Raw genomic sequence first — 25,334 nt, forward strand, 5'->3', positions numbered from 1 at the left:
GACCATGGACCCCACCACCCGCTCACGCCCCGCGGCGGCGCCCGACGCCGACATCTGGTGCGCTGACCTCGTGCGCATCTTCCAGGTGCCCACCGCTTCGGGTCCCGGCATCGAGGTGCAGGCCCTCCAGGGACTGAACCTGCGGGTCGAGGCCGGAGAACTCGTCGCCGTCGTGGGTGCGTCGGGGTCGGGCAAGTCGACGCTCCTGTCGATCCTCTCCAGCCTCGACCGGCCCACCGCCGGCGTGGCGGTCGTCGCCGGCCACGACCTCCTGACGATGAAGGAGAAGGAGCGGGTCGGCTTCCGCCGTCGCAGCGTCGGATTCGTGTGGCAGCAGACCTCGCGCAACCTCTTCCCCTACCTCACAGCCGCCGAGAACATCGCGGCGAGCCTCGCCGTGACCGGGACGCCTCGCGGCGCGGCCGCCCGCAAGGCACGGGTGCAGGAGCTCCTCGATCTCGTCGAGGTGGGGCACTGCGCCGCTCGTCGACCGGCGGAGATGTCGGGTGGTGAGCAGCAGCGGGTTGCGATCGCCGTCGGCATCGCCAACGATCCGCGGGTGCTCCTCGCCGACGAGCCGACCGGTGAACTCGACGACGCCACGAGCGCCCACGTCCTCGAGGCCATGCGCACGGTCAATCGGGAGCGCGGCATCACCACGCTCATCGTCACGCACGACCCCGGCGTGTCCGACCATGTCGCGCGCACCGTGCAGATCCGCGACGGGCGTACCTCCACCGAGGTTCTGCGCTCCACCCGCGTCGACGAGCACGGGGCCGAGGAGCACATCGCCGAGGAGTACGCGGTGCTCGACCGGGTGGGACGACTCCAGCTTCCCGATGAGTTCGTCTCGGCGCTCGACCTGCGCGATCGGGTGCGCCTGGCCCTGGAACCCGACCACGTCCAGGTGCGCCCAGGGGAGCGAGCGGATGCCGCGCCCCAGGCTCCCGCGGAGGATCGATCGTGAGCGGCGGCGGGCCCGCGGCCCTTCGCGGCGAGGGGCTCACCCGCACCTTCCACAGCGCCGCCGGTGACGTCCACTCCTGCGTCGACATCGATCTCGAGGCGCATCCAGGAGAGCTCGTCGTCGTCACCGGACCCTCGGGCGCGGGGAAGACGACCCTTCTGAACATCCTCGGCACACTGGACCGACCCGATGCGGGCCGCGTCTGGGTGGGCGAGACCGAGGTGACCGGCCTCGACGAGGACGCCCTGGCCGAGGTCCGCCGCCGTGATCTCGGGTTCGTCTTCCAATCCTTCGGCCTGATCCCCGTGCTCTCGGCCGCCGAGAACGTCGAGCTGCCATTGCGGATCGCGCGCACTGATCCCGCCGAGCGCGACGCGCGGGTCACCGAAGCCCTGCGACAGGTGGGGCTCGCCGACCACGCCGCGCAGCGGCCCGGCGAGCTGTCGGGCGGGCAGCAGCAGCGGGTCGGGATCGCGCGCGCGATCGTCGCCGAGCCGCGCGTGCTCATCGCCGACGAGCCGACGGCGCAGCTGGACTCCCGCACCGCAGCCGCCGTGATGGACCTCATCGTCGATCTCGTCCACACCCGGGGCATCGCCGCGGTGGTCGCGACCCACGATCCGATCCTCCGCGCACGCGCCGATCGGGTCGCCGAACTGCACGACGGCCGACTGGCGGCCGCCGAGGGGAGGCTGCGCCGTGACCGACGCCGCTAGCGCCGCATCCGTCCCCTCGCATCCCGCCGAGAAGGCCGTGATCGTCGTCGGAGGCGGTGTCGCGGGCCTGGTCGCCGCCCTGGAGTGCGCGAAGGTCGGGATGAGCGTCACCGTTCTCGAACGCGACACCCGGGTCGGCGGCGTCATCCGCCGCGAGGACGTGGGCGGGGTCTCGGTGGACCTCGCCGCCGACGGTTTCTCCACCCGCGGCGGGGTGGTCTCGGCCGTCCTCGACGAGGTGGGGCTCGGCGGCGCGGTGATCCGTCCCGACCACGGCGGGCGCTGGATCGCGGGCGCGAACGGCGTCGCCGTTCTCCCGGCGGAGACCGTCTTCGGCATCCCTGCGAACGCGTGGGCTGACGACGTCCGACGCCACATCGGGTGGTCGGGCGCGTGGCGCGCCTACCTCGATCGCCTCCGTCCGCCCCTGACGATCGGTCAGGAGCAGAGCCTGGGTCGCCTCGTGCGAACCCGGATGGGAGACCGGGTCCGTGACCGGCTCGTCGCCCCGCTCAGTGTCGGCGGTTACGCCGTCGATCCTGACGACGTCCTCGTCGACGAGGTGGCGCCGGGCCTGAACGCCGCCCTCACCCGCACGGGATCGCTCGCCGGCGCGGTGGCCGCCGTCCGCGCCGAGCGCGACGGCGGAGAAGACGGCCTCGCCGGGCTCTCGGGCGGGATGTCGCGGATCGTCGACGGACTCGTCGCGCGCCTGTCCGACTTCGGCGTCGAGATCCGCACCGGGGCGCCGGTCACCGGGATCGGGCGCGCCGGCGCCGGCGACGGTCGGCCATGGCGGGTCCAGACAGCCGCCGACGCCGTCGCTGCCGATGCCGTCATCGTCGCCGTGGATGAGGGGGCCGCACGGGCGCTCCTCGCCGACGCGGCACCGCAGCTGGCCTCTCTCGCCGTCGATGTCGCACCCACCGTGCCGCTGGAGTCCATCACCCTCGTCCTCGACGCCCCCGGCGGCGCGGCCGACCGTCCCGGGCCGGTCGTGCACGCGGTGCCGGGAGCCCGAAGGGCGTCGACGCTTCTTCATCAGACCGGCCGTTGGGAGGAGGTGCGCACGGAAGCCGGGGACAACGGCCTCGTCGCCCGGGTGACCTTCGGCCGCCCGGGCGTGCTCCCCGCCACGGCTGCGCTCGATGACGCCGCGGCGACGACGATGGCGCTCGCCGAGGCATCCGCTCTGCTGGCCCTTCCGCTCGACGGCGTCCGCCTGCGGGGCACGCACCGATATCGCTACGACCAGCCACCGCCGGCCACGGCCCGGGGGCGCGCCGAACGCGCCACCCGCGCCCGTGCCGCACTGGCCGCGCCGGGCATCGCGCTCGTCGGGGCCTGGCTGGCGGGAACGGGCCTTGCGCAGGTCGTGGAGGATGCGGTGGCTCAGGCCGACGCTCTTCGACGTGGCGTGCTCTTCGGCGGTGTCGCCGGTTGATTGTGCCCCGCGCGACTGCGTGCGTCAAGAGCGGATGCCGTCAAAGGAATACGCCGCTACTGTGTAAGGGATTTCACCCGACGAACGTGAGGAGACGTCATGCGAGGCAAGATCGGGCTGGTCATCGGACTGGCCGCCGGCTACGTTCTGGGATCCCGAGCGGGACGCGAACGCTACGAGCAGATCAAGACGCAGGCCGAGAAGCTGTGGAACCAGCCCCCGGTGCAGAAGCAGGTCGCGAAGGTGACGGAGTTCGCCAAGTCCAGCGCCGCCTCCATCCCGGGCACCCTGTGGGATGGCGCGGTCAAGGTCACCAAGGCGGCCACGTCGAAGGACACCAGCGGCGACCAGAAGGCCGCCGAGGTCAAGCGTGCCGCGAAGTCGTCGGCGGAAGCCGTGAAGGATGCCGCAGCCGACGCCGCCTCCGACGCGTCATCGGCTTCAGCGAAGACGTCATCCGCGTCCACCTCCGGAGCCTGATATGACGACCCCGCGCGGGTTCCGCGACCGGGCTGACGACAGTCTGCTGACGCTTGTCGGCGACATCCCCGAGCTGGTCAAGAACCTCATCGTCGCCGAGATCGACTCGGCGAAGAAGTGGCTGGCGAAGACCGCGAAGGATGCCGGCATCGGGGCGGGGTGGTTCGTCGCGGCCCTCTTCGTGCTCTTCTGGTCGGTGCCGGTCCTCGGGACCTTCGTCATCGCGGGCCTGTCGTCGTGGTGGCCGGTGTGGCTGTCGGCCATCGTCGTCTTCGCGGTGATGATCCTGATCGCTGTGGTTCTGGCGTTGCTGGGCTATCTCCGTTTCCGGCGCCTGTCCAACCGCGAGACTCCGGTCCAGTCGATCGCCCTCGACGTGAAGGAGGTGCGCGATGAGCTCTGAGGTCTCGCCGCGCAAGAGCGCTGTGGCGCCGGTTCCCGTCCCCCGGACCGCCGTGCCGATCGGCATCGCCGACCCGGTGGAGCAGGCGCGAGCCGAGTTGAAGGCTGCGCTGGCCGCCATCGAGGTCAAGGCCAACGTGCCGCGTCGGGTCTCGGAGGCGACCGACCGGGAAGTCGAGCGCGCGCGCGACTTCGCGCGGCGCAACCCCGGTGCGGCGACAGCTGCGGTGGTCGCTGCCGCCGCGGCGGTGGGTGGGCTCGTCTGGCTGTTCGTGCGCTCGTACACCCGGTGATCTGAAATATCGGTCGCGAGGCGGTCTCGCGCGCCCGGGGGTATGCTCGGGGAGCAGGCAGTGCAATGGAGCGGATGCTGCCGATCGCGCGTATGCACCTGCGCGCGTCGGTTGCTCGAAGTGCGGGCGGCCGAACACGCCCCACGAGAGTCGACTGAATGAACCACGCAGCTCAGGACCCGTCCGTCAAGCCCCTCGGGGGTTGGCGCGTCCTCGTGCCCCGCGGTGGCCCGTGGGGTGATGGGGTGGCGGCGTCGCTTCGCCGTCAGGGCGCGACGCCGGTCATCGCGCCGCTGATCAACTTCGCCCCCACGCGCGATCACGAGACGCTCGAGAAGGCTCTGGCCGACCTCGCCGCGGGTGCCTTCCGCTGGCTGACGGTGACGAGCGCGACCACGGTCGATGTGCTCTACGCCTATCGCGCCACGATCCCCGCCTCCACCAAAGTCGCCGCCGTGGGCGAGACCACATCGGCTGCGCTCCAGGCCGTCGGCTACAAGGTCGACCTCGTGCCCGAGCGCGACAACTCCGCCGCGGGAATGGCCGAGCAGCTGATCGGGCTCGAGCCCGAGCCGGTCGACATCCTCACGCTGCGGAGCGAGATCGCCAAGCCTGTGCTGACGCGCAGCCTCAGTGACGCGGGTCATCGGGTGCGCAGCGTCGTGGCCTATCGCACCGTGGGGGTGCCTGTCGCCGACCGAGTGGCGCGCGATGTCGCGAGCGGTCGCATCAACGCGATCCTCGTCACCAGCGGATCGGTGGCCGAGCAGGTGCACGCTCAGTTTCCCCGCATTCCCGAGACGACCGTCATCGCCGCGATCGGACCCCGTACCGCGCGCGACGCACGGCGTGCCGGCCTCGCGGTCGATGTCGTCGCCGACACGCAGACGGTCGATGCGCTCATCGCCGCCGTGGCGACGTTCTCGCTGCCGCACGCGGCCGATGAGTTCGCCCCTCAGACGGGTGTGATCCGGCTGCCGGGCGTCGGTCGCGAAGACTGAGGGGTGCCCGAACTCAGCCCATTCGCCTGGGTTCTCCTCGCTGTCGCGGCGGTCGTCATCGGACTGTCCAAGACCGCGGTCCCGGGGGCGGGCACGCTGGCGGTGGCGTCGTTCGCCGCCGTCCTTCCCGCGCGCGAGTCGACCGGCACCATCCTGCTGCTGCTGATCCTCGCCGACATGTTCGCCATCACGATGTATGCGCGGCACGTCAACTGGCGGGCGCTCCTCCGGCTGGCCCCGGCGATCATCGCCGGCCTTCTCGTCGGCGTGCTCTTCCTCGCCGTCGCCGATGACGCGTGGGTGAAACGGACCATCGGGGTGCTTCTTCTCGGGGTGATCGCGGTCACCCTGTGGCGTCGCCGGATGGCGTCGACCCTCGTCGAAGGACCGCCTCGGCGCGGCGCGGCCGCGGTGTACGGCACGCTGGGCGGTTTCACGACGATGGTCGCCAATGCGGCGGGACCGGTGATGTCGATGTACTTCCTGGCCGCACGGTTCCCGGTGAAGGAGTTCCTCGGCACCGCGGCATGGCTCTTCGCGATCGTCAACATCAGCAAGGTCCCCTTCTCCGTCGGCCTCGGCCTCATCACGGTGCCGGGTCTCGTGCTCGACGCGATCCTCGCTCCGCTCGTGGTGGCCGGTGCCCTCGGCGGTCGCTGGATCGCCGACCGAATCGACCAGCGGCTGTTCGAGCGTCTCGTGATCATCCTGACGGTCGTCGGCGCGGTCTATCTGCTGATCTGACCCGCTTCTCCACGACCCGCTGCTTCACCGACGTCGGGCGGCGGTACTCTGCGGTCGTGATCACGTTGCGCACCGAGAGACTGGTCCTGGAGCCGCTCGGCGTCGACGACCGCGACGCCTTCGTCGCCTATCGCCGCGACCCCGACGTCGCACGCTGGCAGTCATGGACGCCTGACTACGGCGCGGCGGACGCCGACGCGCTGCTCGCCGGGCAGCCCGAGCAGTGGCCGCCACCGGCCGGGGAGTGGCTGCAGATCGCGATGCGGGATGCCGCCTCCGGCGCCCTGCTCGGCGATGTCGCCGTCCACACCCTGGCCGATCAGCCCGACACCTACGAGGTCGGCGTCACGGTGGCGGCCGAGCATCAGCGGCACGGTATCGCCGGTGAGGCGCTGGGAGCGGTCGTCGCTTCGCTGTTCGACGATCACGGTGCGCACCGGGTGATCGCGACGTCCGATCAGCGCAACGCCGCCGTCGCGCGACTTCTCACCGGACTGGGATTCCGCCACGAGGGCCGCGCGGTGGAGGCCGACTGGTTCAAGGACGAGTGGACGACCCTCGACACGTGGGCGATCCTGGCACGCGAACGGTGAGGGCCGGGCTCGCCGCCGACGATGATCCGGGCTCGCCGACGATAATGGGCCGTGTGGAGCCCTGGCAGATGCACGAGTGGTTCGCGGACTACATCGATGCGGCCAACCGCCACGACCTCGACGCGATCCGCGGCTTCGTGCACGCCGACGTGCGGCGCGCCCATCGACCCGCGGGTGCCGAGGCGTGGGTGAGTGACCTCGAGGATCTCTTCCACGCCTTCCCCGACTGGCGGTGGCGGATCATCCAGGTGGTCGCCGAGGATGACCGCGTCGCCGCACACGTGCGGGGAAGCGGCACGCACACCGGAGCCTGGGAGGGCATCGCGCCGACGCGTCGCCACGTGAACGTGGCCGAGTTCGCCGTCTACACGGTGACGGCGGGTCGGGTCACCGCGTTCTCGGGTTCGGAGCCGTTCGAATTGCGGGTGCAGCTCACCGAGCCTCGCGGCTGATCGGCGCCGCGCCGTCCGGTCGGCGCGCCCACCGCGGTGCGCGCTCGGGTCTGATGCCCACCCCGATCGCGAAGGCGGGAATGACCGTCAGCGGCGGGATGGCGCGGACGAGGCGGAGGAGCCATACGGGCGGGTCCAGCGTGCTCCCGCCCAGGCCCGGCATGATCACCCGCGCGTGGAGGATCCGCTGGAGGGTCTGGATGACGACCACCGCCGGGAGGCGGCGCCTGCGCACCCGGGCCAGCACGCGGCTGCCGGCCGGGCGGAGGAGCCTCACCTCGTGCGAGGGGACCGGCGAGGAGGCGAGCGGTCGCGACGGCGTCCTGGATGGCGAGGTTGATGCCCACACCTCCGACGGGTGACATGGGGTGGGCTGCGTCGCCGATGCAGAGGATGTTGTTCGCGTGCCAGCGCCGCAGTCGCTCGAGCCGCACGTCGAGATGTTTGACATCGTCCATGCTCGCGACCGTGTCGACCGCATCCGCGAGTTCCGGGAACAGCGTCGCCGCGTCGCGACGGAAGGCCTCGATCCCGCGGGTGCGGACTGCCACGTCGGTGTCCTTCAATCCGAGGGCCGCAACCTGTACGTAGCCGCGGCGGGGGATGCCGATCGCCACCTTGCCGTCCCTCACGCGGGGCAGGAGGCTCTCGTCGAGGTGTCGGTCGGTGGTCAGCCGGTACCACCAGACGTCGAACCCGACCGGGATCTCCCGCACCGCGAGCCCGACGCTGCGGCGGACGGTGGACCAGCGGCCGTCGCATCCCACGACCAGGTCGGCGGTGAGACGGCCGTCGCCGCTCGGTGAGGTGAAGGCGACCCCCGTCGCACGGCCGTTCCGGCGGGTCACCGCGGTCACGTCGTGTTCGCGCAGGAGGGTGAAGGAGGGCTCGGCGGCGGCGGTACCCGCGAGCAGGTCGAGCAGGTCCCACTGCGGCACCATCGCGATGTACGGATGCCGAACCGGCAACCGGCTGAAGTCGGCGAAGACGTCGGTGCCTTCCCGGCCTGGGAAGAAGGCGCGACGGATCTTCGAATGCGGCAGGGCATCGAATTGATCGAACAGCCCGAGATCATCGAGGAGTCCGAGGGTGGCGGGGTGCACCGTGTCGCCGCGGAAGTCGCGGAGGAAGTCGGCGTGCTTTTCGAGCACCGTCACCTCGATGCCGGCGCGGGCGAGCAGGAGACCCAGGACGATACCCGCGGGGCCGCCGCCCACGATCGCGCAGGTCGTGTGGGCGGGCGCGGCGTTGGTGCCTTCGGTCACGCGACGAAGATACTCGGGAGGGATCTCCCGCGAGCAGACCGGAGCGGTCAGAAGGGTGCGACGGTGAGTTGGCCGTCGTCGGTGGGGACGAAGGTGACGCGTGAGGGTGGGTGGCTGTTGTAGGTCTTCCCGCCGGGGCTGGTGAAGGTCAGGATGCCGCCGGGCAGCTGTTCGACGTGCCAGTTCGTGGCGTGCTTCAACGTGTGGTGTCGGGCGCATTCGTTGCAGAGGTTGTCGTTGCAGCTGGGTCCGCCGAGCGCGAAGTCCTTCGAATGGTCGATGTGGCACAGCTTCGCCGGCCTTCGACAGCCGGGTGTGCGGCAGGTGACGTCGCGGGCGTTGAGGTATCGGGTTTGGGAGGGATGCAGCTGGTATCTGTCCACCGAGGTGACCACGGCCGTGATGGGGTCGGTCATGATCCGATCCCACACCCGGGTCGTCCCCGCCATCCGGCGTGCCGTCTCCGGATCGACCGGAGTCACCCCATTCAACTCGGCCCCCGACCCGGTGACCCCCGTCAGGGTGGTGATCGGGATCGTGATCTGCACTTCGGCGGTGATGGCCCCGAGCCCACCCTTGCTCTGATCGGTGGGGTCGATCACCGGGGTCCCGGCGAGGAGCATGTCCAGGGCGAGGTCGCAGCGGATCTCGTCGAGGAGCCGGTCGTCGAACCACGGCTCGCTGCCCTCCGTGGGCTCTGCTCCGCCGCCCGCGTTCTCCGCCTCGGCCTGCGCGGCGGCATAGGCGCGCCGCTTGTCCCGGTCCACGGCTTTGATCTCGGTGCCCTGGCCCGTCAGTCGGTGGTAGGCCCCGTGGATGTAGACGTTCTTGCCGAGGATCGTCAGGGTCGACATGGCATCGTCCAGGTCGGTGACCCACACCCGGCGTTCCCGCATCGCCGTGTCGTGTCGTTCCTGCAGTGGCCGCGGGTCCAGGACCGCGGCGCGTTGGATGGCGTACTTCTTCGTGCGCGGCACCGTCTGCCGTTCGGCTTCGACGAGGACGATGCGTTCGAACGCGGCCCGGTCCGTGGCATCCTCGATCACCCGCCCGGCGTCCTGGATCACCTGCGCATGCGCCCGCGACACTCGCCCCTCCGAAAGCGCCTCCATCGTCGCGGGGAAGAGTTCGATCAGCTCATGCGCGTCGTGCATCTGGGACTGCATCGACCGGTCGTTGACCCGCACCGCCATCCCGAGCTCCAGCGCCATGGACCGCAGCGGCATGTCCCGCTCCCGCGATGGCGCGGACCCGATCCGGGACCGCTGCTCCAGGGTCAGCGCGTACGCGTCCGCCAGCAGCCGGGTCTTCTTCGCGGCAAGCTTCGCCTCCGCCCGCTGCAGCTTCGCCAGCTCATCCGCGAACACCCCGGCGCGCTTGTCTTCAGCCCGCCGCCGCTTCTCGTCCGCGTTCACTGGAATCCCCGTCTCGATGACCTACCCCCATCGTCGCAGGGGGTTCCGACATTGATCACGACTCCTGGGCTCATAACTCGAAACTAAGAACGAGTAACGCGAAGCTACGAGCCCGTCACCCCCGGTGCCACCGGATATCCGAGACCTCCGTGAGCTCGCGCCATCCCGCCACCCGGGCACCGGCCGTCCCGAGCACATCCGCCACGACCAACGGTCCGAAATCCAGACCCGTCGCCGTGGCGATATCGCTGATCGGCACCTGGAACGTCCGGAACGCGCCCAGACGATTCACCACCACGACACCCGCGCGGGTGTCGACCAGCTCCGACTGATCCAGCACGAATCCCGTCGCCTCGAGCCCGGAAGCACCCCGCCACGCGGCGACCTTGTAGAACCGCAACGGCACCCGGATACCCCGGTACGGCGGGTCCTCGTCACCGAAGATGGGAGCGGTGAAGACACTGACCCGCTGGTCGGATGCCTCGGCGAACGCGAGCACGTGATCCTCGAGCCCCAGCCACAGCTCCCGGGACTGATTGAAGTCCGCGGCCTGCGGTGCGGCGTTCGTGTAGAAGAAGGTCGCCTCAGTGGCCTCCCGCGCCTCGGCCGGCGTTCCCCAGCCCGGATCCCGCCGCCGCACCAGGTGTCCTCGATCGAGGTCGTTACGGGAGTAGACCTCGGGGCCGGTCTGCTCGGCCGCGGGCGCACGGGGGTCGAGTCGCCAGTCTCCGGTGCGCGGGAGATCGAGAAGTCGTGCGCCGTCGATGTTCACCGCCGTCACCGCGGCGAGCCTTCGGTCCGCGTCGAGCAGCACGCTGAAACGCGGGTAGTCGAGCATGCGCCCGCCCCGCGAAGACACGGCGAGCGGAACCGGCACCCCCAGGAAGTCCGGATCGTAACCGCTCATCCGAGCATCGCCGCCGTCCGCACCCCGAGCCCGAAGGCGGCCGCGTCACGCAGTTGATCAGCGGTGTCGACGTCGCGCCGCAGGGTCGAATCGCCCGGCACCTCGAGCACCTCGCACCCGAGCGCGCGATGCGCGGCGAACGACCCCTCACCGAACGCCGACGACCACGGCACCCCCACCCACGCCGTCACGAGCGTCGACCCGGTCCCCTCGGCGTCGGCGACGACGCCGCGCGCGACGCCCGACGCAGCCCGGAGCGCCACAGCCAGATCCTCGCCCCGCAACGCGGGCACGTCACCGAGGAGGGCGGCCCGCGGCATCCGGTCTCCTGCCGCTTCCATGCCGGCGGCGATCGCGGCATTCAATCCCCGTGCGTCCCCCTCGGGCACGAACCGCAGACCGGGGATGTCGGACGCATGAAGCGGAAGCGTCGCCTCGTCGGTCACCACGATGACCTGCCCGACCGCGGGACTGGATGCCGCTGCGGCGATCGTGTCGAGCGCGATCGCCCGCGCGAGCGCGACACGATCGAGCCCCTCGACGGTGAGCCGTGACTTCCCGCGGGTGGTCGCCTTCACGGGGACGACGACCACCCAGGGAAGCGCATCAGGCATCGGCGAAGCGTGCCCGCAGTCGGGGCAGGATCTCCTCGCCGTAGGTCCGGAGGAACTCGGCCTGGTCGTGACCGGGGTCGTGGAAGACGAGGTGGCGGAACCCGAGGTCGACGTACCGGGCGATCTGCTCGACGTGCTCCTCAGGGTCGGTCGAGACGATAAATCGAGAGGCTGCCCGCTCGATCGGCAGCTCGGCGGCCCGGCGCTGCATCTCGATCGGGTCGTGGATGTCGCGCTTCTCCTCGGGTGAAAGGGCGAGCGGCGCCCAGAAGCGCGTCTTCTCCAACGCCGTGGCGCGGTCGGGATGGTACGAGACCTTCACCTCCATGAGCGTGTCGATCGCATCGCTCGGGCGTCCGGCCTTCTCGAGCCCCTCGTGCAGGGCGGGCAGCAGGGTGTCGGTGTACAGGGAGGGATCCTTGCCGCTCGTGGTGATGTAGCCGTCGGCGATCCGACCCGCGAGCCGCGTCGCGGCCGGACCCGACGCACCGATGTAGATCGGCACCTTCTGTTCGGGCCGGTCGTAGACCGTCGCTCCGTCGAGCGAGTAGTAGGTGCCGTCGAAGGTCACCCGCTCGTCGTCCCAGAGCTTGTCGATGAGCTGGATCGATTCCTTCAGGCGCTGGAACCGCTCGGGCGGGTCGGGCCACTCCAGACCCAGGGTCACCTCGTTGAGCGCTTCGCCTGTTCCGACACCGAGGATCACCCGGCTGGGGTACATCACCCCGAGGGTCGCGAACGCCTGCGCGATCACCGCCGGGTGGTAGCGGAACGTCGGGGTGAGCACCGATGTGCCCATGACGATGGTCGACGTGCGTGCACCGATCGCGCCGAGAACCGGGATGGCCGCCGGGGCGTGCCCGCCCTCGTGCATCCACGGCTGGAAGTGGTCGGAGAGGAACACCGAGTCGAACCCCATCTCCTCGGCGAGGACGGCGAAGTCGGTGAGTTCCGCCGGACCGAACTGCTCCGCCGACGCCTTGTATCCGAACCTCAGCGGTACGGTCATGTCGATTCCTTTCCTCGTGCTCCCACCGGGGTCCCGGTGAACTCGGTCCCATCCGTCTCCGACAGCCGCCGCCGGAAAGCGTCGACCGTCCCCGGCCAGAGCAGCGTCAGTCGCCCCGACCGGTCGTCCACGTACCAGTTGCGGCATCCGCCCGAGAGCCAGGGAGTGGATGCCGCGGCCGCGGCGATCTCGCTGACGTACGCGCGCTCGGCGGTGGGATCCACCCGCAGCACGCCATCGGCGGTGAGACCTCGGCGCTCGAGCGCCGAGACGGCGTAGGCTGCCTGCTCCTCGATCATCAGAACGGCGGAGTTGTGGCCGAGCGAGGCGTTGGGTCCGTTCAGCACGAACAGGTTCGGGAACCCGCTCACCACTGTCGAGGCGAATGCGCTCATGCCCTCGGACCAGTGCTCGGCGAGGGTCGTGCCGCCTTCGCCGCGGACCAGCTCGGCGTAGGGCTGGCGCGACGAGGCGAAACCCGTGGCGAGCACGACGGCATCGACGTCGACCTGCCGTCCGCTCGCGGCGACGAGAGTCCTTCCGTCGGCCCCCGCGAGCGCTGACGGCTCGAGGGTCACCGTCTCGGAGGTGACAGCGGGATAGAAGTCGTCCGAGAGCAGCACGCGCTTGCAGCCGAAGGCGTAGTCGGGCGTGAGAGCCCGACGGAGCGCGGGGTCGGCGACCTGGCGGCCGAGGTGCGCGAGCGCGACCGCCCGGGCGGCTTCGGATGCCGCGGCATCGCCCGACCGCGAAGCGAAGCGCTCCTCACCCTCGCGGTACAGGTCGTCGCGCAGGCGTGCGAGCTCCTCGGGGTGCGCAGCGAATCGGGCACGCTCGGCGTCGGTGTACTCGCGTGCCTCGCGCGGCACGATCCACGCCGGCGTCCGCTGGAAGAGCGTGACGTGCGAGGCGATGCGGGCGAGCTCGGGAACGAGCTGGACGGCGCTGGCGCCGGTGCCGACGACGGCGACGCGAAGGCCCGCGAGGTCGGTCTCGTGATCCCACCGCGCGGAGTGGAACAGGGGACCGGGGAAGGTCTCGAGCCCCGGGACCTCGGGGATGAGCGGCTCGGTCAGCCGGCCGCACGCGAGCACGAGGGCCTCGGCGGTGATCTCCCCCGCCGGTGTGCGCACGCGCCATCGCGCGGCGATGTCGTCCCACTCGGCGCCGAGCATCGGAGTGCGAAGCCGCGTGCGGCTCCGCAGGCCTTCACGGTCGGCGACGCCGTCGAGGTAGCGGCGGATCTCGTCGCCCCGGGCGAAGACGCCCGACCAGTCGGGATTCGGGTGCGCCGCGAACCCGTACAGATGGCTCGGCACGTCGCACGCGACCCCCGGATAGGTGTTGTCGCGCCACGTTCCCCCGACCGCGTCGGCCCGCTCGAGGACGACGACGTCGTGGTGGCCCGCGCGGCGAAGGGCCATCGCCATGCCGAGACCGGCGAAGCCGGCACCGACGATCACGACCTCGGCGGTCCGCGGCAGCGGGGGAGGGGGAACGGGGGTTCGATTCACTCGGCCGCCCCGCTGCCGGAGAGAGGATGCGACACCGTTCGGTAGTCGGTCGTGCGCAGCCGGAACGGCCGGAACAGGCGTGCCGCGATCCCCGCGGCATCCGCCACCGGCAGCTCCTGGCCGTACTCGATGCCCGCCTCGGGCTTGACCCGCCCGTCCAGGAGCGTTCCGCCGAGGTCGTCGCCGCCGGCGCCGAGGAGCACCGCGGCGTCGGCGCGGCCCACCCGCGTCCACGGGATCTGGATGTGCGGGATGCTCCCCGACAGCAGAAGCCGCGAGACCGCGACCATCGCCCGGTGCTCGTCGATCGCGGCACGCCCGGCGACGAGCGGTACCCCGCCCGCGGGACCGGGGAGGGGAATCGGCACGAACTCGGTGAACCCGCCACCGCCGGCCGCCTGCAGTGCCCGCAGGCGCCGGAGGTGTGCGATCCGCTCGGCCGCGGTCTCGACGTGGCCGTAGAAGAGCACGGAGGTGGAGCGGAAGCCCGCACGGTGCGCGGCGGTGATGCCCTCCTCCCACCGGTCGATCTCCAGGTCGCCCGGTGCGACGACAGAACGGACGCGTTCGCTCAGCACCTTCACGCCCGTCCCGGGGACGGTGTCGACCCCCGCCGCGCGGAGCGCGGACAGCGCGCCGGCGAGGCCGAGCCCGACCCGGTCGGCGAGGTCCCAGACATCCTGCGGGCGGTAGGCGTGAAGGTGCAGCAGGGGAGCCGCGGCACGCGCCGCGCGCACGATCTCGACGTACGCGTGCGGGTCCTCCGCATCGGGCAGTCGCCCCTGGATGCACAGCTCGCTCGCGCCGAGCGCGGCGGCATCCGCGGCGATCGCCGCGACATCGTCGAGGTCGAAGGTCTCGCCGTCGGTGGCGCCCGCCGCACGGAAGCCCGTCGAGGTGAGGTTGCGGTTGACAACGAGGGTCACCGCCTCGCCGACGGTGTACCGGCGCACATCGTCCGCGGTGGCGGTCAGCGCGTCGAGGTCGGATCCGGTCGCCGTCAGCAGGCGCTCCCACTCGGCGTCGTCGAGGGTGAGCGGGTCGGTCGCGGCCCGCTCGACCAGGGGACGGACGCCGGCGGCGCTGGTTTCCACAGCGAGGGGCAGCTCGGTGCGCGGTGGGCGATCGGATGCCGCGGCGGGCGACGTCTCGGGCTTCGCCAGGCCGGTCGCCGGGTCGGCGAGGCGTGCGACAGCCTGGTGCAGGCCGGGGTCGATCCATTCGGTCGCGGCGGTGATGTAGTCGGGCTGGGCGGTCAGGCGCTCGGCGAGCGTGAAGCCGAGCTCGGCGGTGCGCTCGGCGAGCTCGGCGAGCTGGGGCCACGGCCGCTCCGGGTTGACGTGGTCTGCGGTCAGCGGCGAGACTCCGCCCCAGTCGTCCGCGCCGGCGCGGACGAGCAGCTCGAGCTCGCGTGCGTCGGAGAGGTTCGGGGGCACCTGCACGCGCGCGTGCGGACCGAGCACCAGGCGCGCGGTGGCGACGGCGGCGACGTACTCGCGCATCGTGGCGTCGGGCGCGCCCTGCATCGCCGTCCGGGGCTTCGCGCGGAAGTTCTGGACGATGACCTCCTGCACGTGGCCGAGCTTGCGTCCACCGGGGCCGTCGACCCGGTGGGCCTCGTCGGCGGCGCGAATCGCCACGAGCGACTCGGCCCGGTCGCGGATCGTCTCTCCGATCCCCACGAGGATCCCCGTCGTGAACGGCACGCGGGCGCGGCCGGCGTCCTCGATCACCGCCAGACGGACGGCGGGGTCCTTATCGGGCGATCCGTAGTGCACCTGGCCGGGCTCGGCGAACAGCCGTCGCGAGGTCGTCTCGAGCATCATCCCCATCGAGGGCGCGGTGGGCCGGAGCGTCTCGAGTTCGGCCAGCGTCATGACGCCGGGGTTGAGGTGCGCGAGCATCCCGGTCTCGGCGGTGATGAGCCGCGCGATGTAGCCGACGTAGTCGAGGGTGGAGGCGAAGCCGTGGTCGTCGAGCCACTCCCGGGCCTCGGGCCAGCGGTCTTCGGGGCGGTCGCCGAGGGTGAGGAGCGCCTCCTTGCATCCCATCGCCTGACCCTGACGCACGACGGCGAGCACCTGCTCGGGGGACATGAAGGCCGGCTTGTGCTTCTTCCTCAGCTGCGACGGAGTGTCCACGAACACGCAGTAGTGGCATCGATCGCGACACAGCGTCGTCAGCGGAACGAAGACCTTCCGCGAGTACGTGAGGATCCGCCCGCGTCCGGCCGCGTCGAGACCCGCCGTGCGGACGGACGCGGCGAGCTCCAGCATCCGCTCGAAGTCGGCACCCTCGGCCTGCAGCAGAATCTCGGCATCGTCGACCCCCAACCGCGCGCCGGACTCCGCTCGCGCGAGGACGTCGCGGGCGGAGAGTCGGGAGGCGCGGACCGGATCGAGCAGGGTCACGCTCCCAGTCTTGCACCGTCGCCCGACAGCGGGGCGCCGGGATCGTTGCCGCTCTGTGAGCAAAAGCGTTCTCGAGCGCCCGCTGAGCGCTGGCAGACTAGTCGCATGGTGACCCTGCTGCTCGACTCGACCCGGCTCGAAGTCGCGCTGTCGGTCACCGAGCGCGCTCTGTCATTCCGCAAGGGGAATGTGCTCATCGAGCGGTCGGCGATCACGAAGGTGCAGCTGACGGACGACCCGTGGACCTGGCTCCGCGGCGCGGCGAGTCCGGGCACGTTCGTTCCCGGCATGGTCGCGATGGGGACGTTCAAGATCGCCGACGGCGCCGACTTCGTCATCGTCCGGCGGCGGCGGCCGGGCGTCGTCATCGACCTCGACGGGCACCCGGAGTACGCCCGGGTGATCCTCACCACCCGCCACGGTGTCGCTCTCGCACAGGCGCTGCGCCTCGACACCGACGCGACGCCCACCGACGTCGTCGACATCATCGCCGCCACCGGACCCATCGAGACCGTGACGCCGAAGCAGAAAGCGCGCCGTCGTCCGTCACCGGCGCCCGCCCCGTCACCGGCCCCTGCGCCCTGACGACACCCGGTCGATGACTCAGGTGACGTCGCGTCGCCAGCTGACCACGTGCCCGAGCACGACGAGCACCGCCGCGTAGGCGATGAGGACGAGTCCGCCGGCCCACCATGCCAGGGGCTCGGGCCCGCCCGCGCCCGAGGCGGCCGAGAGGATGCTCTCTCCCACGAGGGCATCGCTGGCGGCACCGGGGAGGAAGCGCAGCACGTCGCCGAGGCCCTCGACGAAGGATGCCGCCAGGCGGGCGATCGGCTCGAGGAACAGCGTGAACACCAGGACGCCGACGATCGCGCCGACCTGGTTGCGGATGAGGGCGCCCACTCCGATGCCGATCCACACCCACAGCACGAAGGCGATGAGCATACGGCCGAGCAGCGCCCACGTGTCGCCCGAGGTGAGGTCGGTGTCCAGGCCGTAGCCGGCGAGGAACGCCGCCGACGGCCCGACGGCGGCGATGACGCCGAGCACGCCGAAGAGCAGACCGACCACGAGCCCCACGACGAGCTTGGCTCCGAGCACGAGTCCGCGGCGCGGCGTGGCGAGGAAGGTGGAGGTGAGGGTCTTGTGGCGGAACTCCCCCGTCACCATGAGCGTGCCGATGAGGAGGGGGAACACGTAGCCGACCGCGGTGGCGGTGCTGTACAGGAGCGCCGGAATCCCCTCTGGCGGCACCGGGGAGCCCCCTCGCCGCCGATCGAACCGGTCGATGCGGCCGAGAAGACGAAGGCGAGTGCGGCGGCGTTGAATCCGATGTACCCGACGAGCGCGATCGCGAGCACCCACCAGATCGACGTGGTGAACAGCTTCGTGCTCTCGGAGCGGCTGGCGGCGATCAGACTCATCGCGCTTCTCCCCTGTCGGTCGTCGGATGCCCGCCCGGGCCGTCGACCTCGGGGCTGATCACATCGATCACGCCGGTGCTCGCGACCGAGAACGAACGGTCGGGGGCGGCCGCGGGATCCGGGGCTCCCTCCGGCGCGGCGGCGGGCTCGACCGCGCTGCCGGGCTCGACCGCGCTGGCGGGCTGAGGTTCCGGCTCCGGTTCCGGTCCCGCTTGGGGTTCGGGTTGGGGTTCGGGTTCCTTCGGCAGTCCCGAGGCGCTCGGGTGGGTCCGCACGCCGTTGACCAGTTCGAGGAACACCTCCTCGAACGCCGGGCCCTTGCGCTGCAGCGACGACAGGGCGACACCGGCGTCGGCGGCGACCCGGCCGATCTCCTCCGTGGTGTGCCCGCGAACGGTGAGGCCGGTGCGCAGCACCTCGCCCTCGATGCCCGCCGCCGCCATCGCGGCGACCAGCGCCGCGCGATCGGGGGCGTCGACGACGGTGGCGAACTCCGTCGGGTCGGCGAGATCGGCGATCTCGCCCTGGAAGACCAGGCGCCCTCGCGAGATGATCAGCAGCGCGTCGACGGTCTGGGCCACCTCGGCGAGGAGGTGCGACGAGACGAACACCGTCCGGCCCTCGGTGGCGAGCTGGCGGAGGAACCCGCGCATCCACTTGATGCCCTCCGGGTCGAGGCCGTTCGACGGTTCGTCGAGGACGAGCACTCCCGGGTCGCCGAGCAGGGCGTAGGCGAGCCCCAGGCGCTGGCGCATGCCGAGCGAGAATCCGCCGATGCGGCGGCCCGCGACATCCGCCAGTCCCACCAGACCCAGCACCTCGTCGACCCGCGATTCCGGCAGTGAGGCCGCCTGAGCGTACACCTTCAAATGGTTCGCGGCACTGCGCCCCGGGTGATAGCTGGACGCTTCGAGCACCGCGCCGACGGTCTGCAGCGGGTGGCGCAGCTGCGCATAGCGCTCACCGCCGATGAGTGCGGCGCCGGCGTCGGGGCGCACGAGGCCCAGGAGCATCCGCAAGGTCGTGGTCTTGCCGGCCCCGTTCGGGCCGAGGAACCCGGTGACGACTCCGGGCTCGACCCGCGCGGTGAATCCGTCGACCGCCGCGACGGCACCGAACCTCTTGGTCACCCCGGAGAAGTCCAGCGCGTGTCCATCGGGCATGCCGAAGTCCCCTCGTCGTGGAAAGCCGTTCCCCCCATCTTGGCCGATCACCCCCTCCCGGGCGAAAAGGTCCGCGGCCGGTAACGTGGCATTGTGACCGACAGCGACCGTTCTCATGTGCTCACCCGCATCGCGAACGGCCTCGGCCACCTCACGCTCAACCGCCCGCGCGCCATCAATGCGCTCGACCTCGGCATGATCAACGACCTGCACGCAGCGCTGGACGCGTGGGAGCGTCATCCGGGGGTGGATCTCATCGTCCTCGACGGCGCCGGCGAGCGCGGGTTCTGCGCCGGCGGAGACGTGCGCGGCCTGCGCGAGCAGATCCTCGGAGGAGATCCGGATGCCGCGGGCGTCTTCTTCCGCGCCGAATATGCGCTGAACGCGCGGATCGCCGAGTACCCCAAGCCCGTCGTCGCCCTCGCCGACGGGGCCACGATGGGAGGGGGCATCGGCCTCGCGGGCCACGCCGCCGTGCGCGTGGTCACCGAACGCTCGCGGCTGGCGATGCCCGAGACCCGGATCGGGTTCACCCCGGATGTCGGAGGCTCCTGGCTCCTCGCCCGCGCACCCGGACGCACCGGCGAGTACCTGGCCCTCACCGGCCGCACGATGGACGCGGCCGACGCCCTCTACGCCGGCTTCGCCGACCACCTCGTGGTCTCGGCGAGTCTCGAGCCCCTGCGCGAGGCGCTGCAGAACCGGGCCGATCCGGCGAGCCCGACGGAGATCGTGCTGCTGTTCGACGACACCGCCGGAGCGCCGGCGCTCGCCGCGGCACGCCCCTGGATCGACGATGCCTTCGCCGCCGACACCGTGGTCGAGATCGTCGATCGCCTCCGCGCCCGTCCCGAGCCCGAGGCGCTCGCGACCGCCGACACGCTGGGGGAGCTCTCGCCTACGGCGCTCGCCGTGACGCTCGAAGCCGTCCGCCGGGCGCGCACCCTTCCCGACCTCCGCGCGGCCCTCGCCCAGGAGTACGGACTCGTGCTCTGGTTCGCCGCCACCCAGCCCGATCTTGTCGAGGGGATCCGCGCGCAGCTGGTCGACAAGGACCGTTCGCCGCGCTGGCATCCCGCGCGGCTCGCGGACGTGTCGCCGGAGACCGTCGACGCGGCCTTCGCGTTCGAGCCGTCACGGCCGCTCTGGGGCTGACGGAGATGTCGCCGAGATCGGAGCGCGCCCGGCGGCGCCGCGTGTCCCGGGGCGTCGCGGTCGACTGGTTCTTCTTCGTCTTCGCCGGTCTCGCCGCGATCTGGCTGGCCTACCTGAGCCTCACCGAGTCGTTCCGAGTCGGCTGGTGGGGGATCCTCGTCGCCGTTGCATTCTGGGTGCTGCTGGCCTACCTCGTCCTTCCGCGGCTCCACCGGATCCTCACCGCGATCTACGTGCCCGACTACTTCATCGGGCGCACCCGTACGAGTGATGGGCTGCTCGGCGACCCCGTGAACCTGGCGTTCGTCGGCGAAGCCGAGCAGATCAAGGCGGCGCTGCGCGCGTCGCGGTGGACCGAGGCCGACCCCGTCACCCTCGCCTCGTCGTGGCGCATCGTCACCTCGACCCTCTCGCGTAGGAGCTACAACGAGGCGCCGGTGAGCCCGCTGTTCCTCTTCGGCCGCCAGCAGGACTTCGCCTTCCAGCAGGAGGTCGACGGCAACCCCGCCAAGCGCCACCACGTGCGTTTCTGGCGCTGTCCCGACGACTGGCTGCTCCCCGGCGGCTACCGCGTCGACTGGCTCGCGGCCGGCACCTTCGACACCGCGGTCGGTCTGTCTCTGTTCACCCTGCAGATCACCCACCGCATCGATGCGAACACCGACATCGAGCGCGACCACATCGTCCGCACACTCCGCGAGGGGGTGCCGGAGATCACCGTGAACGTCATCGCCGACTTCTCCACCGGCTACCACTCGCGAAACGGCGGCGGCGACAGCATCCGCACCGACGGCGACCTGCCGGTCGTCGACGTCCGCGCTGTGCCGGTCATCTCGGCGTCGGCAGGGCTCCCCCACTCCACGGGCGAGGTGAGCGCATGAGGCACGAGGAGCATCCCAAGAAGCGGGTGGCCTTCGAGCCCGCCGAGCGCCTGCTCCAGGCTCCGGGGTACGACCCGACCATGAAGCGACCGCCCACGATCATCGCAGGCGCCCTGCTCATCGTCCTCGGCGTCCTCGCCGGGGCGGTGTGGATCATCGCTTCGTCAGGGGTGTGGCCGGAGTGGGTGGGAGAGGTCGCCGCGATCATCGGCGGTGACGGGGGAGACGTTCCCGACCGCGTGGAACAGAGCACCTTCCTCCTGTTCGCCGCGTTCGGCGGCGTCTTCCTGGCGATCGAGGCGACGCTCGCGCTGCTGGTCTTCCTCGGAGTGAACTGGGCACGGGTGCTGATCATGGTCTTCGCCGCCCTCACCATCTCCGCTGCCTTCGTGCGGTGGTGGTCGGAGGGTCAGGAGATCGAGATCACCACCACCTACGTCTCCCTGGGCATCGACATCCTGATCCTGCTCGCGCTGTCGAGCCGGAGTGCCGCGGCCTACGCGCGCCGCACGGAGCGCCGCTGAACACCCGGTCGCAAGCGCCGGACCTAGGGTGGAACCGTGTCGACTCCGCGTGATCCCCGTGGCCGCCGCCGCTTCCCGGCCGCCGTGTTCCGTCACGGCGCCGAGCCCGACGCACGCTTCACCCTCGCCAACGAGCGGACCTTCCTTGCGTGGATCCGCACCGCGCTGGCCCTCATCGCCGGCGGGGTCGCCCTCGAACTCCTGGGGCTCCAGCTCCACCCGGGGCTGCGGCTCGCGGCGAGTCTGGTGCTCGTGATCGTCGGCGTGATCGCGCCGGCTCTGGCCTGGCTGAACTGGATGCGCGCCGAGCGCGCACTCCGCAACGCCGAACCGCTACCGGCGTCGCTGCTCGGTCCGGTCATCGCCGTCGCCGTCACGATTGCTGGGGCGCTGGTGCTGCTGTCGATCCTGCTGGCATGAGCGCCCTGTTCGATCCGGGGCTGCAACCGGAGCGCACGGAGCTCGCGTGGCGGCGCACCGCCCTGGCGTTCGGCATCGGCTCGATCGTCGCGATGCGGCTGATCCCCGCCGTCTTCGGCAGCGCCTGGTGGGTGCTCGTGGGCGTCGCGGGACTGATCACGGCGGGCGCGCTCTGGGTCTTCGCCCAACGACGGTACCGCGCCGTCAACGTCGTCCTGCGCCGAGACGGAGACCGGGGGCGGATGCCGGGGGGCGGCCTCCTGCTCGCCCTCGCCCTGTGCGCGGTCGGGGCCGGCCTCCTCAGCCTTGCGGTGGTGCTGGTCGTCGCGCTCGCGCGCGGGTGATCAGGCGTCGCCCGTCAGCCGCGACAGCTCCACGACGAACGCGTCGACGTCGTCCTCGGTTGTGTCGAAGGAGCACATCCATCGCACCTCCCGGCGCGCGGCGTCCCAGTCGTAGAAGCGGAACTTCTGTCGCAGCTGATCGGCGACCCCATCGGGGAGGATCGCGAACACGCCGTTGGCCTGCGTCGGCTGTGTGAACTCCACGCCGGCGATCGAGCCGTCGGCCAGGCCCGCTTCGACCCCGGCGCGCAGGCGCTGGCCCATGGCGTTCGCGTGACGGGCGTTCCGCAGCCACAGGTCCCCCTCGAGCAGGGCCACCAGCTGCGCCGAGACGAAGCGCATCTTGCTCGCAAGCTGCATGTTGAGCTTGCGCAGATAGGTCAGCCCCGCAGAGGCAGCCGGGTCGAGCACCACGATCGCCTCGCCGAGCATCGCGCCGTTCTTGGTACCTCCGAAGCTCACCACGTCGACGCCGACGTCGCGCGTGAACGCCCGCACCGGCAGATCGAGGGCGGCCGCGGCGTTGGCGATGCGCGCGCCGTCGAGGTGCAGGCGCATCCCGAGGGGGTGGATGTGGTGGGCGATCGCCCGGATCTCGTCGGGGGTGTAGAGGGTGCCGAGCTCGGTGGACTGCGTGATCGACACGACGAGCGGCTGGGCGCGGTGCTCGTCGCCCCACCCCCACGCTTCGCGGTCGATCAGCTCGGGTGTGAGCTTGCCGTCCTCGGTGGGAACGGTGAGGAGCTTGATGCCTGCGACCCGCTCGGGCGCCCCGCCCTCGTCGACGTTGATGTGCGCGCTGGACGCCGCGATCACCGCGCCCCACCGGGGGAGCATCGACTGCAGGCCCACCACGTTGGCTCCGGTGCCGTTGAACACCGGGAAGGCCTCGACGCCCTCGCCGAAGTGGGCGGTGAACACCTGCTGGAGACGCTCGGTGTAGACGTCCTCGCCGTAGGAGATCTGATGCCCCTCGTTCGCGGCGGCGATGGCCGCGAGGACCTCGGGGTGGATGCCGGAGTAGTTGTCCGAGGCGAAGCCCCGCACAGCGGTGTCGTGGATGGTCGTCACGTCGATCAAGCCTAGGTGTACGAATCAGGCGTCGAGTGTGAAGACCTCGTGGTTCACCGACGACGCTTCGCCGGAGAACAGCGCGACGAATTCGGCGGCGACGCGCTCTTCCAGACCCTCGAGGCTCTTCACGCGGAAGATCACCGCGGCGCTCGACGCGGGCTCACCGGCATCCCTCGCGGCCTTCGCCAGACCCTGCGCGACCGCACGGGTCCATGCCTCGCTCGCCGCCTTCACCGCGGCGTAGTTCGCACCCCCGGCGAGCGGACGCGCGACGGCGGTCGACGAGATCATCGCCAGGCGCCCCACGGGGGAGGCCACGAGGTCGTCGAAAAATGCGCGCGAGGTGTGGCGGAGTGCCGTCAGAGACGTCTCGAGCACGCGGTAGTCGTGGTCGGTCTGCCCGGCGAGCCCGCCGCCGCCGCGCCATCCGCCGACGAGATGGAGGATGCCGTCCACGCGGCCGTGTGCGGCGTGCACCCTCTGTGCGAGCTCGACAACCGCCGACTCATCGGTGAGGTCGACCGCCTCGGTGGATGCACCGGGGACGGCGGAGGCGAGGGCGGCGAGCTTGTCGGGATCGCGGCCGGCGACCACCACCTGCGCGCCCGCGGCGGCCAGGGCTTCGGCCGCCACGCGGCCGACCGTGCTCGTGCCGCCGGCGAGCAGCACGACCCGGCCGGTGACGGCGTCAGTCATCGGTGCCCCGGATGCCGGCGGTCGACTCGATCACCGGACGCATCTTCTTCTCCAGCGCCTCGAAGAACATCGACAGCGGGAACTCGTCGTCGAGCACCGCATCGGTGTATCCCTTCGGTGCGCCGGCGAGGATGTCGTCGGGGAGTCCGCGGGCCCACCGAGACGCCGGGTGCGGGGTGAGGGTCTGACGCACGAGGTCGTAGGCGGCGAGCCAGTGAGCGGTCTTCGGGCGGTCGATCGAGCGCCAGTACAGCTCGTCGATCGCGTCGCCGAGGGCGACGACCGCGGCGGGCACACCCTCCCAGTCGAACGCGAGCGAGGTGTCGGTCCAGTGCAGCACGCCCCGCTGGTGCAGCCACGCGAAGAGCAGCTGACCGCCGAGTCCGTCGTAGTTGCGCACCCGCGAACCGGTGATCGCGAAGCGGAAGATGCGGTCGAAGATCACCGCGTACTGCACCAGCACCGCATGCTCGAGCGTCTCGGCGTCGGTGGCGTCGAGAGTCTCGCCGGCCTCGACCCGCGACCGCAGCCGTGCGGTGAGGCCGACGCACTCGCGGAACGCGGTGAGGTCGCACCGCAGCTCCTCCAGCGAGTAGAGGAAGTACGGCATGCGCTGCTTGATCATGAACGGGTCGAACGGCAGGTCCCCGCGCATGTGGGTGCGGTCGTGGATGAGGTCCCACATGACGAACGTCTTCTCGGTCAGCCGCTGGTCGTCGAGCATGCGCGCGGCATCTGCGGGCAGGTCGAGCTTGGTGATCTCGGCGGCGGCCCGGGTGACCCGGCGGTATCGGGCGGCCTCGCGGTCCTGGAAGATCGCACCCCAGGTGAAGGTCGGGATCTCCCTCATCGCGACGGTCTCGGGGAAGAGCACGGCGCTGTTGGTGTCGTAACCGGGGGTGAAGTCCAGCAGCCGCAGCGAGAGGAAGAGGCGGTTGGTGTACTCGGTCTCGAGCCGGGCGATGAACTCGGGCCAGATCACCTCGACGAGGACGGCCTCGAGGTGCCGGTCCGGTGACCCGTTCTGCGTGTACATCGGGAAGACGACGAGATGGCGGAGTCCGTCGACGCGGTGCTGCTGGGGCTGGAAGGCCACGAGCGAGTCGAGGAAGTCGGGCTCGGCGAAGCCGCCGGCGGCCCAGCGGCGAAGGTCGGCGACGGATGCCGCGAGGTAGGCCTCGTCATGCGGGAAGCGCGGTGCGAGGGCGGTGATCGCGTCAGCGACAGTGGCCACGAGCTCGCGTGCGCGGTCGTGCACCTGCGGATCGGGGATCGAGCCGTCCTTCACCTGGAGGGCCTGGATGTCGATGGTGGCGACCTTCAGGGCGAGCCACTCGGGCGAGGTCTCGACTCCGGACGCGGTCAGCGACACCACAGGCGCGGGGATGACGGTGCTCATGAGCCTCAGTATAGGAAGTATTCCTGC

At 71.1% G+C, this 25,334-nt stretch carries 28 protein-coding genes; 16 read left to right on the forward strand and 12 right to left on the reverse strand.

Features of this window, described 5'->3' with window-relative positions:
* Positions 1-4 precede the first annotated feature (4 nt).
* The 10 genes from QSU92_RS11050 (at position 5) to QSU92_RS11095 (ending at position 7,092) form a co-directional block, all read left to right on the forward strand.
* Positions 5-967, forward strand: a complete 963-nt coding sequence (locus tag QSU92_RS11050) for an ABC transporter ATP-binding protein (RefSeq protein WP_289261769.1) — start codon at positions 5-7, stop codon at positions 965-967.
* The gene (locus tag QSU92_RS11055) at positions 961-1,683 is read left to right on the forward strand and encodes an ABC transporter ATP-binding protein (RefSeq protein ID WP_422880442.1); all 723 of its coding nucleotides are present in this window, start codon (positions 961-963) and stop codon (positions 1,681-1,683) included. Before QSU92_RS11050 ends, QSU92_RS11055 begins: the two co-directional genes overlap by 7 nt.
* The gene (locus QSU92_RS11060; RefSeq protein WP_289261772.1) at positions 1,667-3,127 is read left to right on the forward strand and encodes a protoporphyrinogen/coproporphyrinogen oxidase; all 1,461 of its coding nucleotides are present in this window, start codon (positions 1,667-1,669) and stop codon (positions 3,125-3,127) included. Before QSU92_RS11055 ends, QSU92_RS11060 begins: the two co-directional genes overlap by 17 nt.
* 99 nt (positions 3,128-3,226) lie before the next feature.
* Positions 3,227-3,607 carry a hypothetical protein gene (locus tag QSU92_RS11065; RefSeq protein WP_289261774.1) on the forward strand — a complete coding sequence of 127 codons (381 nt, stop codon included), beginning with the start codon at positions 3,227-3,229 and terminating at the stop codon, positions 3,605-3,607.
* A gap of 1 nt (position 3,608) precedes the next feature.
* Positions 3,609-4,010 (forward strand): phage holin family protein, encoded by a 402-nt coding sequence (locus QSU92_RS11070; protein ID WP_289261776.1) that lies wholly within the window; start codon positions 3,609-3,611, stop codon positions 4,008-4,010.
* On the forward strand, positions 4,000-4,302 hold the full coding sequence (locus tag QSU92_RS11075) for a hypothetical protein (protein ID WP_141936698.1): 303 nt from the start codon (positions 4,000-4,002) through the stop codon (positions 4,300-4,302). The genes QSU92_RS11070 and QSU92_RS11075 overlap by 11 nt, the downstream gene beginning before the upstream one ends.
* Before the next feature lie 158 nt (positions 4,303-4,460).
* Positions 4,461-5,303, forward strand: a complete 843-nt coding sequence (locus tag QSU92_RS11080) for a uroporphyrinogen-III synthase (RefSeq protein ID WP_289261780.1) — start codon at positions 4,461-4,463, stop codon at positions 5,301-5,303.
* A gap of 3 nt (positions 5,304-5,306) precedes the next feature.
* Positions 5,307-6,047 (forward strand): sulfite exporter TauE/SafE family protein, encoded by a 741-nt coding sequence (locus tag QSU92_RS11085; protein WP_289261782.1) that lies wholly within the window; start codon positions 5,307-5,309, stop codon positions 6,045-6,047.
* A 56-nt stretch (positions 6,048-6,103) separates the two neighbouring features.
* Complete coding sequence (locus tag QSU92_RS11090) at positions 6,104-6,640, forward strand: GNAT family N-acetyltransferase (RefSeq protein ID WP_289261784.1); 537 nt, start codon at positions 6,104-6,106, stop codon at positions 6,638-6,640.
* A 53-nt stretch (positions 6,641-6,693) separates the two neighbouring features.
* Entirely contained in the window at positions 6,694-7,092 is a 399-nt protein-coding gene (locus tag QSU92_RS11095) for an ester cyclase (RefSeq protein ID WP_289261786.1), read from the forward strand.
* Here the strand turns inward: QSU92_RS11095 and QSU92_RS11100 are convergent.
* The 7 genes from QSU92_RS11100 to cofG all read right to left on the reverse strand — a co-directional run bounded on the left by QSU92_RS11100 (position 7,005) and on the right by cofG (position 16,227).
* Positions 7,005-8,357: an FAD-dependent oxidoreductase gene (locus tag QSU92_RS11100; protein WP_289261788.1), complete on the reverse strand. Its 1,353-nt coding sequence runs from the start codon at positions 8,355-8,357 to the stop codon at positions 7,005-7,007. The genes QSU92_RS11095 and QSU92_RS11100 overlap by 88 nt on opposite strands.
* Before the next feature lie 47 nt (positions 8,358-8,404).
* Positions 8,405-9,772, reverse strand: a complete 1,368-nt coding sequence (locus QSU92_RS11105; protein WP_289261790.1) for an HNH endonuclease signature motif containing protein — start codon at positions 9,770-9,772, stop codon at positions 8,405-8,407.
* Between the two features lie 115 nt (positions 9,773-9,887).
* Positions 9,888-10,679, reverse strand: coding sequence for a DNA/RNA non-specific endonuclease (locus QSU92_RS11110; RefSeq protein WP_289261792.1), 792 nt, complete (start codon positions 10,677-10,679; stop codon positions 9,888-9,890).
* Entirely contained in the window at positions 10,676-11,293 is a 618-nt protein-coding gene (gene cofC / locus QSU92_RS11115) for a 2-phospho-L-lactate guanylyltransferase (protein ID WP_289261794.1), read from the reverse strand. Before cofC ends, QSU92_RS11110 begins: the two co-directional genes overlap by 4 nt.
* Positions 11,286-12,302: a glucose-6-phosphate dehydrogenase (coenzyme-F420) gene (fgd, locus tag QSU92_RS11120; RefSeq protein ID WP_289261796.1), complete on the reverse strand. Its 1,017-nt coding sequence runs from the start codon at positions 12,300-12,302 to the stop codon at positions 11,286-11,288. Before fgd ends, cofC begins: the two co-directional genes overlap by 8 nt.
* Positions 12,299-13,816: a flavin-containing monooxygenase gene (locus QSU92_RS11125; protein ID WP_289261798.1), complete on the reverse strand. Its 1,518-nt coding sequence runs from the start codon at positions 13,814-13,816 to the stop codon at positions 12,299-12,301. Before QSU92_RS11125 ends, fgd begins: the two co-directional genes overlap by 4 nt.
* Positions 13,813-16,227, reverse strand: coding sequence for a 7,8-didemethyl-8-hydroxy-5-deazariboflavin synthase CofG (gene cofG / locus QSU92_RS11130; protein WP_289261800.1), 2,415 nt, complete (start codon positions 16,225-16,227; stop codon positions 13,813-13,815). The genes QSU92_RS11125 and cofG overlap by 4 nt, the downstream gene beginning before the upstream one ends.
* Positions 16,228-16,332: 105 nt before the next feature.
* On the opposite strand from cofG, the gene QSU92_RS11135 reads away from it, so the two are divergent.
* Positions 16,333-16,812: a hypothetical protein gene (locus QSU92_RS11135; protein WP_289261802.1), complete on the forward strand. Its 480-nt coding sequence runs from the start codon at positions 16,333-16,335 to the stop codon at positions 16,810-16,812.
* A gap of 18 nt (positions 16,813-16,830) precedes the next feature.
* Here the strand turns inward: QSU92_RS11135 and QSU92_RS11140 are convergent, their stop codons facing one another.
* Positions 16,831-17,481 (reverse strand): ABC transporter permease subunit, encoded by a 651-nt coding sequence (locus QSU92_RS11140; protein ID WP_289261804.1) that lies wholly within the window; start codon positions 17,479-17,481, stop codon positions 16,831-16,833.
* 166 nt (positions 17,482-17,647) lie between these two features.
* Positions 17,648-18,814, reverse strand: a complete 1,167-nt coding sequence (locus tag QSU92_RS11145) for an ABC transporter ATP-binding protein (protein WP_289261806.1) — start codon at positions 18,812-18,814, stop codon at positions 17,648-17,650.
* Positions 18,815-18,907: 93 nt separating this feature from the next.
* Here QSU92_RS11145 and QSU92_RS11150 point away from each other — a divergent pair, with 93 nt between their 5' ends.
* The 5 genes from QSU92_RS11150 to QSU92_RS11170 are packed head-to-tail and all read left to right on the forward strand — an operon-like array spanning position 18,908 to position 22,138.
* On the forward strand, positions 18,908-19,969 hold the full coding sequence (locus QSU92_RS11150; protein WP_289261807.1) for an enoyl-CoA hydratase/isomerase family protein: 1,062 nt from the start codon (positions 18,908-18,910) through the stop codon (positions 19,967-19,969).
* Between the two features lie 5 nt (positions 19,970-19,974).
* Positions 19,975-20,850, forward strand: coding sequence for an LssY C-terminal domain-containing protein (locus QSU92_RS11155; RefSeq protein ID WP_289261809.1), 876 nt, complete (start codon positions 19,975-19,977; stop codon positions 20,848-20,850).
* Positions 20,847-21,374, forward strand: coding sequence for a hypothetical protein (locus tag QSU92_RS11160; RefSeq protein ID WP_289261810.1), 528 nt, complete (start codon positions 20,847-20,849; stop codon positions 21,372-21,374). The genes QSU92_RS11155 and QSU92_RS11160 overlap by 4 nt, the downstream gene beginning before the upstream one ends.
* A 36-nt stretch (positions 21,375-21,410) precedes the next feature.
* Positions 21,411-21,794 (forward strand): YidH family protein, encoded by a 384-nt coding sequence (locus tag QSU92_RS11165; protein ID WP_289261812.1) that lies wholly within the window; start codon positions 21,411-21,413, stop codon positions 21,792-21,794.
* A complete protein-coding gene (locus QSU92_RS11170; RefSeq protein ID WP_289261815.1) occupies positions 21,791-22,138 on the forward strand; it encodes a DUF202 domain-containing protein in 348 nt (115 codons plus the stop codon). Before QSU92_RS11165 ends, QSU92_RS11170 begins: the two co-directional genes overlap by 4 nt.
* Here the strand turns inward: QSU92_RS11170 and QSU92_RS11175 are convergent, their stop codons facing one another.
* From QSU92_RS11175 to QSU92_RS11185, 3 genes are read right to left on the reverse strand one after another with little or no spacing between them, the layout of a single operon-like run.
* Positions 22,139-23,209 (reverse strand): threonine aldolase family protein, encoded by a 1,071-nt coding sequence (locus QSU92_RS11175; RefSeq protein WP_289261817.1) that lies wholly within the window; start codon positions 23,207-23,209, stop codon positions 22,139-22,141. It lies immediately after the preceding gene.
* 24 nt (positions 23,210-23,233) lie between these two features.
* On the reverse strand, positions 23,234-23,908 hold the full coding sequence (locus QSU92_RS11180) for an SDR family NAD(P)-dependent oxidoreductase (protein WP_289261819.1): 675 nt from the start codon (positions 23,906-23,908) through the stop codon (positions 23,234-23,236).
* Positions 23,901-25,307: a DUF6421 family protein gene (locus QSU92_RS11185; protein WP_289261821.1), complete on the reverse strand. Its 1,407-nt coding sequence runs from the start codon at positions 25,305-25,307 to the stop codon at positions 23,901-23,903. Before QSU92_RS11185 ends, QSU92_RS11180 begins: the two co-directional genes overlap by 8 nt.
* Between the last annotated feature and the right edge of the window lie 27 nt (positions 25,308-25,334).

Origin of the sequence: Microbacterium sp. ET2, assembly GCF_030347395.1 — a bacterium.
GTDB lineage: Bacteria > Actinomycetota > Actinomycetes > Actinomycetales > Microbacteriaceae > Microbacterium > Microbacterium albipurpureum.

Coding starts and splice junctions, on each gene's coding strand:
- QSU92_RS11155 (WP_289261809.1), top strand. CDS start 19,975: ATGTCGCCGAGATCGGAGCGCGCCCGGCGGCGCCGCGTGTCCCGGGGC.
- QSU92_RS11145 (WP_289261806.1), bottom strand. CDS start 18,814: ATGCCCGATGGACACGCGCTGGACTTCTCCGGGGTGACCAAGAGGTTC.
- QSU92_RS11110 (WP_289261792.1), bottom strand. CDS start 10,679: ATGAGCGGTTACGATCCGGACTTCCTGGGGGTGCCGGTTCCGCTCGCC.
- QSU92_RS11075 (WP_141936698.1), top strand. CDS start 4,000: ATGAGCTCTGAGGTCTCGCCGCGCAAGAGCGCTGTGGCGCCGGTTCCC.
- QSU92_RS11185 (WP_289261821.1), bottom strand. CDS start 25,307: ATGAGCACCGTCATCCCCGCGCCTGTGGTGTCGCTGACCGCGTCCGGA.
- QSU92_RS11160 (WP_289261810.1), top strand. CDS start 20,847: ATGAGGCACGAGGAGCATCCCAAGAAGCGGGTGGCCTTCGAGCCCGCC.
- QSU92_RS11135 (WP_289261802.1), top strand. CDS start 16,333: ATGGTGACCCTGCTGCTCGACTCGACCCGGCTCGAAGTCGCGCTGTCG.
- fgd (WP_289261796.1), bottom strand. CDS start 12,302: ATGACCGTACCGCTGAGGTTCGGATACAAGGCGTCGGCGGAGCAGTTC.
- QSU92_RS11180 (WP_289261819.1), bottom strand. CDS start 23,908: ATGACTGACGCCGTCACCGGCCGGGTCGTGCTGCTCGCCGGCGGCACG.
- QSU92_RS11070 (WP_289261776.1), top strand. CDS start 3,609: ATGACGACCCCGCGCGGGTTCCGCGACCGGGCTGACGACAGTCTGCTG.
- QSU92_RS11170 (WP_289261815.1), top strand. CDS start 21,791: ATGAGCGCCCTGTTCGATCCGGGGCTGCAACCGGAGCGCACGGAGCTC.
- QSU92_RS11065 (WP_289261774.1), top strand. CDS start 3,227: ATGCGAGGCAAGATCGGGCTGGTCATCGGACTGGCCGCCGGCTACGTT.
- QSU92_RS11050 (WP_289261769.1), top strand. CDS start 5: ATGGACCCCACCACCCGCTCACGCCCCGCGGCGGCGCCCGACGCCGAC.
- cofC (WP_289261794.1), bottom strand. CDS start 11,293: ATGCCTGATGCGCTTCCCTGGGTGGTCGTCGTCCCCGTGAAGGCGACC.
- QSU92_RS11080 (WP_289261780.1), top strand. CDS start 4,461: ATGAACCACGCAGCTCAGGACCCGTCCGTCAAGCCCCTCGGGGGTTGG.